Origin of the sequence: Burkholderia sp. HI4860 (assembly GCF_002223045.2) — a bacterium.
GTDB lineage: Bacteria > Pseudomonadota > Gammaproteobacteria > Burkholderiales > Burkholderiaceae > Burkholderia.
In genome coordinates, this window is the sequence record NZ_NKFO02000003.1 from 696455 (window position 1) to 710954 (window position 14500).

Sequence of the window (14500 nt, forward strand, 5' to 3'; positions counted from 1 at the left end):
CATCGCGCACATGATAGCCGGTCGGCGCGTCATTCCCGCATCCGTGTGAACGATTGGCGGCCGGAATGTCGGTGTCGGTCGCGCGCTGCCGGTATGCCCGTTGCCGGTATGCCCCTTAATACACCCCCGCCGCCGCGGCAAATCGACATTACACTTGAGTTATCGGTCGTCCGTCCCTATCTGGAAGGATGACGCATCGAGCAAGGAGCGGTTTCATGACGACGAAGGTACTGCTGATTGGCGCGACCGGCCGAACGGGCCAGGCCTGCGCGGATCTGCTGCTCAAGCAGCCGGAGTTCGAGGTCACGGCGCTCGTGCGCCGCCACGGCTATGCGCTCGCAGGCGCACGGGTGGTCGAGGCCGACCTGACGAACGATTTCTCGCACGCATTCCAGGGCATCTCGCACGTGATCTACGCGGCCGGCTCGGCCGAATCGGAAGGCGCGGCCGAAGAGGAACAGGTCGACCGCGACGCGGTCGCCCGCGCGGCCGAATACGCGCTGGCTTACAACGCGCAGAAGCTGGTGGTGATCAGCTCGCTGTCCGCGTACCGGCCGGAGCTCGGCCCGGACGCGCTGCGCCACTATTCGCAGATGAAGCGCGAAGGCGACGATCGCGTGATCGCGTCGGGCGTCGACTACGCGATCCTGCGCCCCGGCCCGCTCACGGACGATCCGGGCGTCGGCAAGATCGCGCTCACCGACGCATGGTTCGATGGCGCCCCGCCCGTATCGCGCCAGGATGTCGCCTGGGCCGCGATCGAGGCGATCAAGCTCGGCATCTCGCGCAAGATCGTCGGCTTCGTCGGCGGCAGCGTGCCGATCGAGCAGGCATTGCGCGCATAACAGCCTCTCACGCGCGGCGGCTGCGTCGCTCCGTACCGGCGGCCCGCACGACGGGCCGCTTTGCCGTGCGGGCCGCCCGCTTACTGCTTCGGATGCGCGTCCGCCCACGCCTTCACGGCGGCGAGCGTATTCTCGACGTGCTTGTCCGGCGACAGGCTCGTGTATTCGTAGAGCACCTTCCCTTCCGGCGAAATCACGTAGGACACGCGGTTCGCCTTGTCGATCGCCGGCAGCTTCGCGTCATATTCCCGGATGATCTTCGCGTCCGGATCGGCCGCGACCGGGAACTTGCTCCGGCACTCGCTCACCGAGAACTTCGTCAGCGTGTCGATCTTGTCGGCCGAGACGCCGATCACCGTCGCGCCGTAAGCCTTGTAACGGTCGACCGCGTCCGCGAACGCATGCGCCTCGATCGTGCAGCCCTTCGTGAACGCGGCCGGATAGAAATACAGCACGACCGGCCCCTGCTTCAGCGCGTCCGCGAGCGAGTACGTGTAAGTCTTGCCGCCCAGCGACGCCTGCGTCGTGAAATCGGGCGCCGCGGCACCCGGCTTCAATTCCGCCTGCGCCATCAGCGCATGGCCGGCCACCAGCGCCGTCACGGCGGCGCCCAGCAACAGTTTTCGCTTCATCTGCGTCCTCATTTCTTATAAAGTCAGCCTCGATGCAGGCCCCGCCGGCGTTCGCCTGTCGAACACCCGCGAGACCGATCCGGCCCAGCGGCAACGCCACCGCGGCCGGTCCGTTAAAGATTCCGCACAGTCTGCCGTTATTCCTTCCGGACAACCGGTTCCAGCCCTTCACGTCAGCGAGAAACATGGAAGCCAACAGGAAACAGACGTCACGCAAGGGCTCCTGGCGCAGCGCCTTGCATACGCTGCGCCGCTTCGCCTGGTCGGGCGGCGCGCTGATGCCCGCGCGCGCCGGTGCGCCGCGACGCGACGACTCCGTGCGCAACTGGCTGGAACAGACGGTCGGCACGGTGGATTTCCTCGCCCATGTCGACCGCGAGCTGCGCTTTCTGTACGTGTCCGACGCGAGCCTGCGCTTCATCGGCTACCACCGCGACTACCTGCACACGCTGACGCTGCGCGACCTGATCGCCGAACAGGATACCGCGGCGCTCGAAGGCCTGCTTGCACGCGCCGCGCGTTCGGGCCAGGTCGAGAAGGCGACGATGTGCATCGTCAAGTCGCTCACCTACCCGCTGGACGTCGAGATCCGCGCGTTCAAGAGCCGCCATCACGGGGTCGACGGGTTCGCGATCGCGGCGTTCGACGTGTCGTCGTGGCGCGCGCTCGAGGCGCGCCTGACTTACGAGATGCACCACGACCCGATGACGGGGCTCGGCAACCTGTCCGCGCTCGTGCCCGCGCTGATGCGCGCGCAGCAGGCCGCCGACGGGGACGGCTCGTGCGCGGCGCTGCTGCTGCTCGACCTCGACGACTACCAGCGGATCAACCGCGCGCTCGGCTACGACGCGGGCGACACGCTGCTGCGCGAGACCGCGCAGCGGCTGAAGGCGCTCGTCACGCCGAACGAGCAGCTCGCGCGCGTCGCGAGCGACAAGTTCGCGGTCGTGCTCGGCGCACCGGACCGCACGCAGGCGAGCAACGCGGCGGACGCACTCGCCCGCCGGCTGCAGGCCGCGGTGCGCGAGCCCTACGTGTACCAGGGGCAGACCGTGCACCTGTCCGCGAGCATCGGCATCGCGCTTTACCCCGACGAGCGCTCGGCGCCGCACCGCGCGCAGCACCACAGCCCGCTGCTGCGCCGCGCCGACCACGCGCTCGCGCAGGCGAAGGCGTCGGGCGGCAATGCGCTTGCGTTCCACGCCCCCGTCGACGATCCGGCCGACGCCGAACGGCTGAAGCTCGAGGCCGACCTGTACGACGGCGTGCGCAACGGCGAGTTTTCGCTCCATTTCCAGCCGATCACGCGCAGCCAGTCGGGCGCGGTGGTCGGGGTCGAGGCGCTGATCCGCTGGCGCCATCCGGTGCACGGCCTCGTGCCGCCGGCGACCTTCATTCCGCTCGCCGAATCGATCGGCCTGATCAACTATCTCGGCAACTGGGTGCTCAAGGCCGCGTGCATGCAGCTCGTCGCCTGGGACCGCCAGGGGCTTGCGCTGCAGTACGTGGCGGTCAACGTGTCGCCGCAGCAGTTCCGCGACCCGCGCTTCACGCAGAGCGTGCGCGAGGCGATCGCACTGACGGGCATCGATCCGCGCCGCATCGTGCTCGAAATCACCGAAAGCCTGCTGATGCACGATCCCGCGCAGGCGAAGGGGCTGCTCGAGGAGCTGACCGATCTCGGCATCCGCTTCGCGATCGACGATTTCGGCACCGGCTATTCGAGCCTCGCGTACCTGCAGCGCTTCCCGCTCGCGAAGCTGAAGATCGACCGCAGTTTCGTCGAGAACCTGCTGACCTCGCGCAACGACCGCGCGATCGTGTCGGCGGTGGTCGGCCTCGCGCAGACGCTCGATCTCGAACTCGTCGCCGAAGGCGTCGAGACCGAGGCGCAGCGCGAATTGCTGACGGAGATGGGCTGCAACCATATCCAGGGCTGGCTCGTCTGCCAGGCGCTGCCGTCCGAGGAGCTCGCGCGGCGCTTCGAGGCGCAGCAGTTGCACCTGCACGCCGCCGCCTGACGCGCGCGGCGAACCGGACAGATCCGTATGTCAATCACCGAACACCTGCCCCGCACCGCATTGCTCGACAAGCTGTGGGCGCGGATGAACGAACGGGGCGATTTCCCGCTGCTGTCGGAATCGCTGCGCGCGACGATGGCCGCGATGAAGAACGACGACCTCGACTTCACCGCGCTCGTGCGCGTCGTGCTGTCGGACTTCGCGCTCACGCAGAAAGTGCTGCGGCTCGCGAACTCCGCGATGTACATGGCGTTCGGCGGCAACATCACGACCGTGACCCGCGCCCTGATGGTGCTCGGCATGGACGCCGTCGGCCATCTGGTCGTCGGGCTCAAGCTCGTCGACCATTTCCACCACAGCACACCGCGGCGCATCGACGCGAAGCTCGAGCTGAACCGCGCGCTGCTGTCCGGCTGCGTCGCGCGCAAGCTCACCGAGCGCGCCGAGCTGCGCTCGGGCGAGGAAGCTGTCGTCTGCACGCTGATGCGCCAGGTCGGCAAGCTGCTCGTGGTTTGCTACCTCGACAGCGAATGGGACCGGATCCGCCGCCGCGCGGCCGAGCTGAACGGCGACGAAGCGGCCGCCTGCATCGACGTGCTCGGCGTCGGCTTCGACGAGATCGGGCTCGAGGCCGCCGCGCGCTGGCGCTTGCCCGACGTGATCCGCGCGGGGATGGCCGATCACGACCACGTGGTTCACGCCGATGCGTTCGGCAACGACGATGACGACCACGATGCGGGCCGTGCGACCGATGACGGCCCGGCCGACCGCGTCCGCTGGCTGCGCGCGATCAGCCGCTGCTCGACCGACGTCGCGGGCGCGCTGGTGATGCCTGCGAGCCCGCAGCGCGACGCACGCATCGCGGCGCTCGCGCAGCACTACGGCGCGGAGCTCGACATGGAATCCGACGCGCTCGTCGAGATCGCCGAGCGGCTCGCACGCGAGGAAGCGAGCGACACCGTGATGCGCGAGATCGTCGAGCTGCGCGCGAACGCCGATGCGATCGCGCGCGCCCAGGCCGCGCCCGAGGCGTGCCTCGAAGCCGGCCTCGCGGACCTGCGTGCGCTGCCGTCCGAGCACGTGCTGACGCCGGTGCTCGCGCTCGCGTCGGAAAGCCTGCTGGCCGGCCTCGCGTTCACGCGCACCGTGATGTTCGTGCGTCACGACGACGGCACGTTCGCCGCGCGCCTCGGCTTCGGCCCGGGCGTCGACACGACGCTCGACCGGCTGCGCTTCGACGAGCGCTTCGAGCCGGACGTGTTCCATCTCGCGATCTCGAACTCGGTCGGCATCTTCATCGAGCAGGCGCAGGAGCCGAAGATGCTCAAGCGCCTGCCCGCGTGGTATCTCGACGCCTTCGACGACACGCGCGCGTTCGTGCTGCTGCCGGTGCGCGTCGGCACGACGACCGTCGCGCTGCTGTACGGCGACTGGGCCGGCGCGCAGCCCGCGCGCAAGATCACGCAGCAGGAGATGGCCGTGCTCAACGAGCTGGCGCGCGAACTGGGCCGGTTCTTTCCGGCCTGACGCCGCCGCCGGCCGCGGACGCGCGGTTTCCCGTCCGCGGTTTCCCGCCAATTTCCGCCCCCCAAAAACAAACCGGCCGCATCAGCGGCCGGTTTGTTTGCATCGTGCGATCGAACGCCGCGCTTACTTGAGCGTCACGGGCACGCTGAAGTACTTCTTCGCGAGGTTGTCGATCGTGCCGTCGGCCTTCAGTTCCTTCAGCGCCTGATCGAGCGCGGTCTTCAACGCCGCGTCGTTCTTGCGCAGGCCGAAGCCGACGCCCGAGCCGAGGATCTCGGCGTCGCTTACGGTACCGCCCGCGAACGCGAAGCCCTGGCCTTGCGGCTTCGTCAGGAAGCCCTTCGAACCGGCTTCCGCGTCCTGGAACGTCGCGTCGAGACGGCCCGACTTCAGGTCGGCGTAGGCCAGGTCCTGCGTCTGGTACGGCACGACTTCGACGCCGGCCGGCGCCCACTTCTTCTTCGCGTACGCTTCCTGGATCGTGCCTTGCAGCACGCCCACGCGCTTGCCCTTCAGCGATTGCGGGGTCGGCAGCAGGCCGCTGCCCTGCTTCGCGATCAGCTGGTTCGGAATCGTGTAGATCGCATCGGTGAACGCGATCGCGTGCTTGCGCTGGTCGGTGATCGTCATGTCCGAGTTGATCGCGTCGAACTTGCGCGCCTGCAGCGCCGGGATCAGGCCGTCGAAATCGTTTTCGACCCACACGCACTTCGTCTTCAGCTTCGCGCACACCGCGTTGCCGATATCGATGTCGAAGCCGGTCAGCTTGCCGTCGGGCGTCTTGTATTCGAACGGCGCGTACGAGGCTTCGACGCCGAAACGGATCTCTTTCAGATCCGCTGCCATCGCGCTGCCTGCCGCCACGGCCGATGCCGCCACCACCGCATGCGCGGCCACTTTACGCCAATCCAACTTCATCAGGTGTTCTCCTCGATACTCGAATGTTCCGGAACTACGGGCGCATGCATCATTGCAGGGTCGGATGACCACCGCAATGCTGCCGCCGCGCCGTGATGCGGCGCAACAGCCGCAAGGCCGCGATTGTACCAATCCGCGCGGCCCGATATGGCAAAGCAGCCGCCGGCGCGTGATGCTGCGCTGCGGGCGCCGACGTCAGCCGGGCGACCCGTCGAACTTGCAAGACGATGTCGCAAATACGCAAGCGCGACCCGCGGGCCTTCCGCGCGGCGGGTGGATGCTATCTCTAAACAGGAATGGTGGCCGGGCGAGGCGCGGGCCGCGGGTTGCCGCGGCCACGCGCAACCGGCCACCGTCAGACGAGCGCGGCGACCGTCTCGCGGGTCGTATCGACGACGAGCAGGCCCGCGCGCAAACCCGGCTTCACCGACGGATTCGGGAACACGATGCGCTCCTCGTCGTGCGTCACCGTGTAGCGGTAATCGCCGTCCTGCGCGAGCACCGTGCCGCGTGCGAACGCAGTGAAGTTCGCGACGTCGGCCGCGACGAACAGCTCGAGCGCATCGCTCTGCTTCGTGATCTGGTCGATCACCGTAAACACGCGCGGCAACGGAACGTCGGCCTCACGAGACGCGCCCGACACGAGCTTGCGCACCGCGCGGTCGGCCGGCGCAAAGCGCGCCAGGTCGTTCTGGCCGAACGGGCGCACCTTGCCGAGTTCCAGCGTGCACGCGAGCGCACCGCAATGCTCGGCCGTGAAGTGCGAGTACGTGTTGCCCTTCGCGGTATGCAGCAGCACGGCCGCGATGCGCGCGTCGCCGAGCCATTCGAACATCGTGCGCGTCGGCGGCATGCCCGTGTGCGGCAGCAGCGCGAACTGCTCGAACACCGATGCGCGGATCGCCGTATGCATGTCGATGTGCCAGCGCGCGGCGCCGGCCGGCGCGGCCGAGAAGAACGCGGCGGCGGCGGCTTCGAGCTGCACGGCGCGCGGTGCTTCGCGGCTGTCGGGCACCTGCGCGTGACGGCCGCTGAACAGGCGGTTCAGGTCGTCGTCGAGATAGCGTTCGCCGGCACGCATCGCCGGCACGTTGCCGAGCACGACGAGCAGCCGGCACGCGAGCGGCAGCGCGCCCGAGGCGAGATCGCGCACGAGCATCGACAGCAGCTCGATCGGCGCCGTCTCGTCGCCGTGCACGCCGGCCGACACGAGCACGCTCGCGCGCGCCGCGCCGGCGGCCTCGGCCGCCACCGGTTCGAGCGCGAGCAGCCCGTCGCCGCGCCATTGCCAGCGCACGGCGCCGGCGGCGCAGGTACCGTCCGTCGCGGACGGTGCGCTGCCGGCCAGCGTGAACGCGAGGAAGTCGTCGAGCAACGCGTCGGCCATGCGGGAATCAGCGCTGGAAGTCATACAGCGAACCGACGCGCAGGATCTGCGTGAGCTCGTCGAGCGCGGTGCGCGATTCGTCGAGCAGTGCCGGATCAGCGAGGTCTTCCGGTGCGAGGCGGTCGCGATAGTGCCGGTCGATCCACGTGTCGAGCGACGCGAACAGCGTGTCGTTGATCCACACGTTCGACGTGACGGCCGCGCGCTCCGCTTCGTTCAGCACGACGCGCAGGCGCAGGCACGCAGGGCCGCCGCCGTTCTTCATGCTTTCGCGCAGGTCGAACACGAGCACGTCGTGGATCGGGCCGTTGCCGGCCGCGAGTTCGTCGAGATAGGCTGCGACGTTGCCGTTCTCGCGGCACTCCTGCGGCACGACGAGCACCTGCGAGCCGTCCGCGCGCGACAGCAGCTGGCTGTTGAACAGGTACGACGTCACCGCGTCGTTCACGCTCACGGCGGCCTCGGGCACCTCGATCACGTTCAGGCGCGCACCGCGTGCGTCGAGCGCGGCGGTCAGCGTGTCGTAGATCGCCAGCTTGTTGACGAACGCGCGCTCGTGCGTGAACAGCGTGTCGCGGTTGCCGACCGAGATCACGTCGTTGTGGAACACGCCCGCGTCGATCACGTCCGGATCCTGCTGCGCATAGACCGTCGCTTCTTCCGCGAGCCCGTGGCGATGCGCGACCGCGCGGCTCGCCTCGAAGGTCTGGCGCGCCGGGAAGCGCTTCGGCTCCGGCCCGCGGCGGTATTCCGCGCGGCCGTACACGAAGAACTCGATGCCCGGCTTGCCGTATTCGGCGCAAAAGCGCGTGTGGTTCGCCGCGCCTTCGTCGCCGAGTGCCGGCGTGCCGGTCAGCGCTTCGTGCACCGCGAAATGTGCGGGATCGGCGAACAGCGTCGACAGCGTGCGGCGCGTCGCTTCGTGCTCGATCGCGCGATGCAGCTTGCTGCACAGGTTCGCCGGCGTGAAGTGCACACGGCCGTCGCTCGTGTCGGCCGACGGGCTGACGGTGGCCGCGTTCGCGGTCCACATCGCCGATGCCGAGCTCGCCGCGGCGAGCAGCTCGGGCGCCTGCTTCGCGGCCTTCGCGATCACGTCCGCGTCCTTGCCGGAGAAGCCGAGCTCGCGCAGCAGGCGCAGCGACGGCCGCTCCTGCGGCGGCAGCACGCCTTGCGCGAAGCCGAGATCCGCGAGCTGCTTCATCTTGCGCAGCCCCTGCTTCGCGGCGGCCTTCGGGTTCGCGGCCGACTTTTCGTTGTTGAGCGACGCCACGTTGCCGAACGACAGCCCGGCGTAGTTGTGGGTCGGGCCGACGAGCCCGTCGAAATTGGCTTCTTGTGCGTTCATCGTCGTTCCCTCGATCAGAAATGCAGGCCCGGCGACAGGCTCGCGGGCAAGGTCAGTTGCGTGCTTTCCACCGACGCCATCGGATACGCGCAATAGTCGGCCGCGTAGTACGCGCTCGGGCGATGGTTGCCCGAGCGGCCGGTGCCGCCGAACGGCGCGGCGGACGACGCGCCGTTGGTCGGCCGGTTCCAGTTGACGATCCCGGCGCGAATCGTGCGGCGGAAGTGTTCCCATGCATTCGCGTCGTCGGCCAGCAGGCCGGCGGACAGGCCGAACGCCGTGTCGTTCGCGCGCTCGATCGCTTCGTCGAACGTCGCGTAGCGGACGACCTGCGCGAGCGGGCCGAAGTGTTCTTCGTCCGGCAGGTTCGCGACGCCCGTCACGTCGACGATCGCCGCGTTCACGAAGCCGAGGCGCGGATCGCGCTGCGTCATCGCGATGATCGGCTTCGCGCCCTGCTCGATCAGGCGCGACTGCGCGTCGACGAGTTTCGCCGCGGCACGCGCCGAGATCACCGCGCCCATGAACGGCTGCGGATCGGCGTCGAACACGTCGGCCGTGATCTTCGACGTGACGTCGGCGAAGCGCGCGAGGAAGCGGTCGCCGAACGCGCCCTGCGGCACGAAGATGCGGCGCGCGCACGTGCAGCGCTGGCCGGCCGACAGGAACGCCGACTGGATGGTGTGATGGACCGCCGCGTCGATATCCTCGACTTCGCCGATCACGAGCGGGTTGTTGCCGCCCATCTCGAGCGCGAGCACGATTTCAGGACGGCCGCCGAACTGCTTGTGCAGCAGCGTGCCGGTATCCGAGCTGCCGGTGAAGAACAGCCCGTCGATCTGCCGATGATTCGCGAGCGCGATGCCCGTGTCCTTCTCGCCCTGCACGAGGTTCAGCACGCCGTCCGGCAAGCCGGCGTCCTTCCACACCTCGACCGTCGCGCGCGCGACGCCCGGTGCGAGCTCCGACGGCTTGAACACGACCGCATTGCCGGCGATCAGCGCGGGCACGATATGGCCGTTCGGCAAGTGGCCGGGGAAGTTGTACGGGCCGAACACCGCGACGACGCCATGCGGGCGGTGACGCAGCACCGCGACGCCGTCGGCCATGTCCTGGCGCTTCTCACCGGTGCGTTCCTGGTAAGCCTGGATCGAGATGCCGACCTTCGCGGCCATCGACGCGACTTCCGTGCGCGCTTCCCACAGCGGCTTGCCCGTCTCGCGGCCGATCGCGGTCGCGATCGCTTCCTTGCGTTCGGTGAGCAACGCGGCGAAACGCTTGACGATCGTGCAGCGCGATTCGAACTCGAGCGCCGACCAGCCGGCGAATGCGCGGCGCGCGCTGGCGACCGCGCGATCGACGTCGGCCGCCGACGCGCTTTCACCCTGCCATGCGATCTCGTCGGTGCCGGGGTTGCGCGAAGCGAACACGGGGCCCGAGCCTGCGACCCAGGCGCCGTCGATGAAGAGTTCCGTCATGATTCGTTTATCCCTGTTTGACTTTGAGCGGCAGCACGCGGACCGGATCGCCGGCCTTCACGTCGAGCGCGACGGCGTCGTCGGCCGACAGCACGAACGCGCCGTTCGCGACCACGCCCGGCGCGACGCCGACGCGGAAGTCGGTGAGCGACGTGTTCGACACGAGCGATTTCGGTGCGATATCCGTTGCGTCGGGCGTGCCGATCGCAACCGGCACGATGACACTCTCGCGCACCGTGCGCAGGTCGTTGACGTGGCATTCGAGCACGGGGCCCGCGTCGAAGATGTCGACGTGATTCTGGTAACGCAACCCTTCCGCCTCGAGCATCTTGCGGGCCGGCAGCGTGTCGCGGTGCGTGAGGCCGACCGCGTCCTGCGCGTCCTGCGGCAGCAGGTCGACGTACACCGGATAGCGCGGCATCAGCTCCGCGAGGAACGACTTGCGGCCGTGCGAGCTCAGATAGTCGGCCGCGTTGAAATCGATCTGGTAGAAGTGCGAACCGACTGCGCGCCAGAACGGCGACGTGCCGTCCTCGTCGAAGTGGCCGCGCAGTTCCGCGCAGATGCGTTCCGGAAAGCGCTCGCGGAACTGCGCGATGAACATGAAGCGCGAGCGCGACAGCAGGCCGCCCACGCCGCCCGTGCGATAGCGCGGGCTCAGGAACAGCGAGCACACTTCCGCGTAACCGGTCAGGTCGTGCGAGATGTTCAGCGCGGACATTCGCGTCCACACGCCGAGCTCCTGGCTCGCGTGCACGACCGTGCTCACGCGATAGTTGTAGAACGGCTGTTCGAGACCGACCTGCGTCTCGATCCCGCACACGCCCGCGATGTCGCCCGTCTTCGATTCTTCCATCACGAAGAAGTAGCCGGCCTCGCCGGCCGCCGCCTCGCCCGCGAGCGTGCGGCGCGTGCGCTCGATGCGCGCGGCGAGCGCGTCGCGGTCGGGCTTGAACGTGGTCAGGCCCGGCCCGGTTTCCTTCGCGAGCGACACGAGCGCGTCGACGTCGCCCGTTTGTACGACCCGAACGACGATCATGCTGCGTCTCCCTTCAAATCTTCATCGTCGCGGCGATGCAGCGGCACGCAGCGCACGACATCGCCATCCTTCACATCGAGCGCCGCGCGCACGTCGCCGGCCAGCGGCGCGTCACCCGCCTCGCCCGGCAGGTCGGCCAGCACGCAGCGGAACGATTCGCCGCTGCCCGTCGACACCATGTAGGCGACATCGCCCTGCTGGTGCGCGGCCTCGCGCACGGTGCGCTCGGCGCCGTGCTTCACGCACGCGGTGCGGTCGACCTGTGCGGTCAGCACCGGGCCCGCGTCGAAGATGTCGACGAAGCGGTCGGGCTCGAAGCCTTCCTCGAGATGGATGTCATAGGCGAGCAGCGCCGATTCGTTCGGCTCGCCGAGCACGCGCTGCGCGGCTTCCGGCAGCAGCGGCACGTAGAGCGGATACGCCGGCATCACTTCCGCGATGAAGGTCCGGCTGCGGCCGCCCGACGCGATGTCGACGTCGGTGAAGTCGCGGCCGAAGAACTTGCGGCCCACCGCTTCCCAGAACGGCGATGCGCCGTTGCCGTCGCTCACGCCGAGCAGCAGCGTGAACACTTCCGGCGTGAAGCGGCGGCGGTTCGCGGCGATGTACATCATCCGCGCACGCGAGATCAGGTGCGCGGCCGCGTCGCCGCGCAGCGACGGATCGACGTAGAAGCCCGCCAGCCGGCTCTTGCCGGTCAGCTCGTGCGACATCGTGAGCGCGTGGATCTTGCGGTTCACGTGCAGCTCGCGCGACGCGTGGATCAATGCGTCGTTGCGGAACGCATAGAACGGCTCCGAGTAACCGGCCGCGGCCACGATGCTCGCCGTGCCGAGCAGCTTGCCGGTCGACGAATCCTCGAGCACGAAGAGGTAGAACTCCTCGCCGGCGAAGTCGACGTCCGCGCGAAACGAATCCTCGGAGAGCGCCACACGCGCTTCGAGCGCCGCGCGGTCGTGCGGCAGCGAGTGCAGGACCGGCTGCGCGGTGCGCGCCATGTGCGCGAGCGCATCGAGATCCGTGAGTTTGCCGGGGCGAACAAATAGCATCGTCGTTCCTGTCTGCGATGGGTGCGCCGATCAGCGCGCGGTGGCTTCCTGGGCGGCGAGCACCTGCTCGACTGCCTTCTCGAAGCGCTTCATGCCTTCGTCGAGCAGGTCGAACGGGATCACCAGCGACGGCACGAAACGCAGCACGTTCGGGCCGGCGATCAGCATGATCAGGCCGTTTTCCGCGGCGGCGGTGACGAAGTCCTTCGCACGGCCGTCGAATGCGGCGGTCAGTTCCGCGCCGACGAGCAGGCCCTTGCCGCGCACGTCCTTGAAGATGCCGAAGCGTGCGTTGATGCGCTCGAGCGCGCCTTTCAGGCGCACGCTGCGTTCACGCACGCCTTCGAGCAGTGCCGGATCGCTGATCAGTTCGACGACCTTGTCGCCGATCGCCGATGCGAGCGGGTTGCCGCCGTACGTCGTGCCGTGCACGCCGACCTTGAAGTGCGCGGCGAGTTCGTTCGTCGTCAGCATCGCGCCGATCGGGAAGCCGTTGCCGAGCGCCTTGGCGGTCGTCAGGATGTCCGGCGTGACGCCGGTATCCATGTACGCGTAGAACTGGCCCGTGCGGCCGACGCCCGTTTGCACTTCGTCGAAAATCAGCAGCGCGCCGTGCGCATCGCACGCTTCGCGCAGTGCCTTCAGGAAGGCCGGATCGGCCGGGATCACGCCGCCTTCGCCTTGCACCGGCTCGACGATCACCGCGCAGGTTTTCGGGCCGATCGCGGCCTTCGCGGCTTCGATGTCGTTGAACGGCAGGTGCTTGATGCCTTCCGGCACGGGGCCGAAGCCTTCCGAGTATTTCGGCTGGCCGCCGACGCTGACCGTGAAGAACGTGCGGCCGTGGAACGACTGGACGAACGACACGATTTCATATTTGTCGGCGCCGTGGCGGTCGAATGCGACGCGGCGTGCGAGTTTCAGGGCGGCTTCGTTCGCTTCCGCGCCGGAGTTCGCGAAGAACGCGCGGTCGGCGAAGGTCAGCGATTCGAGGCGTTTCGCGAGGCGCAGCACCGGCTCGTTCGTGTAGCCGTTGCCGATGTGCCAGAGCTTGCGGCCCTGCTCGTCCAGGACTTTCAGCAGTTCCGGGTGGCCGTGGCCCAGCGACGTGACCGCGATGCCGCACGCGAAGTCGATGTACTCGCGGCCGGCCGTGTCCCACACGCGGGAGCCCTCTGCGCGATCCGGCACGAACGGCGCGGGGGAAAATACCGGCACCATCACTTCGTCGAATGTCTGGCGGGTCACGGTCGAGGTCGTCATGGTCGTTCCTTTCGGTTTCGTAAGAGGGTTCAACAGGATCAAGTTTAGGTAAGGGTGACGCAAGCGTCTTGCGGAATTGCGACGGGTTCTATCGGAAGCGGATAGTGCGGTTTGGTTTTGCCCTTCCGGGCGGGCGGGGGTCCGGTTTCGGTGGGCGTATTTTGAGGCTTTTTTGGCGGTTCGCTTGCGTTGGGCGTGAAGCACCTGTTGTCTTAGCGGTCTATTTGCGTCGCCCCTGCGCGGGGCGGCGGTTACTTTTCTTTGTCTTGCCAAAGAAAAGTAACCAAAAGAAAGGCGCTGTGAGAACGCAAGACCTCCCGGTGCCATGGCACTCGGAGTGGACCGCGCCTAAGTGTCCGCGCCAGTCCAGAGCGCGGAGTGGTGCGAGCAATGGTTCTGACATCCTCCACTGCCCAACAGAGCGGTATACCGCCCGCTAGCTCCGTCCTCGCTTCGCTCGGCCGACAGGGACACCCCCGCCAGTAACGCTCCAGGTCAATCAGTTCCAGCAATCGCTGCGAGCACCCCGAATTCAGCGAATCAAGGCATGCCCTCATTCGCCACGAAAAAGGGACGCAGCACGCACTTACGTGCTCACGCCGTTATCCAACATTCACCGATGGCAAGCAGTCCGATCGGGTACGAATGGTGTGAGAAAAGAGGGTTGCGTGCTTTGCTGATGCAGCGCTGGCAGAAGCAAGTGAGCGCATGCAACGCGACGTGAAGTACCTTGCAGCCGAGCGTAGCGAGGATGGAGCTGGCGGGCGGTATACCGCTCTGTTGGGTAGTGGGGGGTGTCAGAACCATTGCTCGAACCACTCCGTGTTCGTGACTGGCGCGGACACTTAGGCGCGGTCCACTCCGAGTGCCATGGCACCGGGAGGTCTTGCGTTCTCACAGCGCCTTTCTTTTGGTTACTTTTCTTTGGCAAGACAAAGAAAAGTAACCGCCGCCCCGCGCAGGGGCAACGCTAATAGACCGCTAAGACAACAG

At 67.7% G+C, this 14500-nt stretch carries 11 protein-coding genes; 3 read left to right on the forward strand and 8 right to left on the reverse strand.

What is annotated here, in order from left to right; all coding sequences use genetic code 11:
* The first annotated feature begins 215 nt into the window (after nucleotides 1-215).
* Nucleotides 216-845: an NAD(P)H-binding protein gene (locus CFB34_RS18425; RefSeq protein ID WP_089439591.1), complete on the forward strand. Its 630-nt coding sequence runs from the start codon at nucleotides 216-218 to the stop codon at nucleotides 843-845.
* Between the two features lie 80 nt (nucleotides 846-925).
* On the opposite strand, the gene CFB34_RS18430 is transcribed toward CFB34_RS18425, so the two are convergent.
* On the reverse strand, nucleotides 926-1477 hold the full coding sequence (locus CFB34_RS18430; RefSeq protein WP_089439590.1) for a peroxiredoxin: 552 nt from the start codon (nucleotides 1475-1477) through the stop codon (nucleotides 926-928).
* A gap of 278 nt (nucleotides 1478-1755) precedes the next feature.
* Between CFB34_RS18430 and cdpA the strand changes: the two genes are divergently transcribed.
* Together cdpA and CFB34_RS18440 are read left to right on the forward strand one after the other, a co-directional pair.
* Complete coding sequence (gene cdpA / locus CFB34_RS18435) at nucleotides 1756-3498, forward strand: sensor domain-containing phosphodiesterase (RefSeq protein WP_218828635.1); 1743 nt, start codon at nucleotides 1756-1758, stop codon at nucleotides 3496-3498.
* A gap of 27 nt (nucleotides 3499-3525) precedes the next feature.
* Nucleotides 3526-5025, forward strand: a complete 1500-nt coding sequence (locus tag CFB34_RS18440) for an HDOD domain-containing protein (RefSeq protein WP_089439588.1) — start codon at nucleotides 3526-3528, stop codon at nucleotides 5023-5025.
* 123 nt (nucleotides 5026-5148) lie between these two features.
* Here CFB34_RS18440 and CFB34_RS18445 read toward each other — a convergent pair whose 3' ends face one another.
* The 7 genes from CFB34_RS18445 to CFB34_RS18475 form a co-directional block, all read right to left on the reverse strand.
* Nucleotides 5149-5943 (reverse strand): ABC transporter substrate-binding protein, encoded by a 795-nt coding sequence (locus CFB34_RS18445; protein ID WP_043182082.1) that lies wholly within the window; start codon nucleotides 5941-5943, stop codon nucleotides 5149-5151.
* 355 nt (nucleotides 5944-6298) lie between these two features.
* Nucleotides 6299-7354, reverse strand: a complete 1056-nt coding sequence (gene astE / locus CFB34_RS18450; RefSeq protein ID WP_089439587.1) for a succinylglutamate desuccinylase — start codon at nucleotides 7352-7354, stop codon at nucleotides 6299-6301.
* Entirely contained in the window at nucleotides 7338-8678 is a 1341-nt protein-coding gene (astB, locus tag CFB34_RS18455; RefSeq protein ID WP_089439586.1) for an N-succinylarginine dihydrolase, read from the reverse strand. The genes astE and astB overlap by 17 nt, the downstream gene beginning before the upstream one ends.
* Before the next feature lie 14 nt (nucleotides 8679-8692).
* A complete protein-coding gene (gene astD, locus CFB34_RS18460; RefSeq protein WP_089439585.1) occupies nucleotides 8693-10156 on the reverse strand; it encodes a succinylglutamate-semialdehyde dehydrogenase in 1464 nt (487 codons plus the stop codon).
* 7 nt (nucleotides 10157-10163) lie between these two features.
* Nucleotides 10164-11195, reverse strand: a complete 1032-nt coding sequence (gene astA / locus CFB34_RS18465; protein ID WP_089439584.1) for an arginine N-succinyltransferase — start codon at nucleotides 11193-11195, stop codon at nucleotides 10164-10166.
* Complete coding sequence (aruF, locus tag CFB34_RS18470) at nucleotides 11192-12244, reverse strand: arginine/ornithine succinyltransferase subunit alpha (RefSeq protein WP_089439583.1); 1053 nt, start codon at nucleotides 12242-12244, stop codon at nucleotides 11192-11194. Before aruF ends, astA begins: the two co-directional genes overlap by 4 nt.
* A gap of 30 nt (nucleotides 12245-12274) precedes the next feature.
* Nucleotides 12275-13507, reverse strand: coding sequence for an aspartate aminotransferase family protein (locus CFB34_RS18475; RefSeq protein ID WP_089439582.1), 1233 nt, complete (start codon nucleotides 13505-13507; stop codon nucleotides 12275-12277).
* Nucleotides 13508-14500 lie beyond the last annotated feature (993 nt).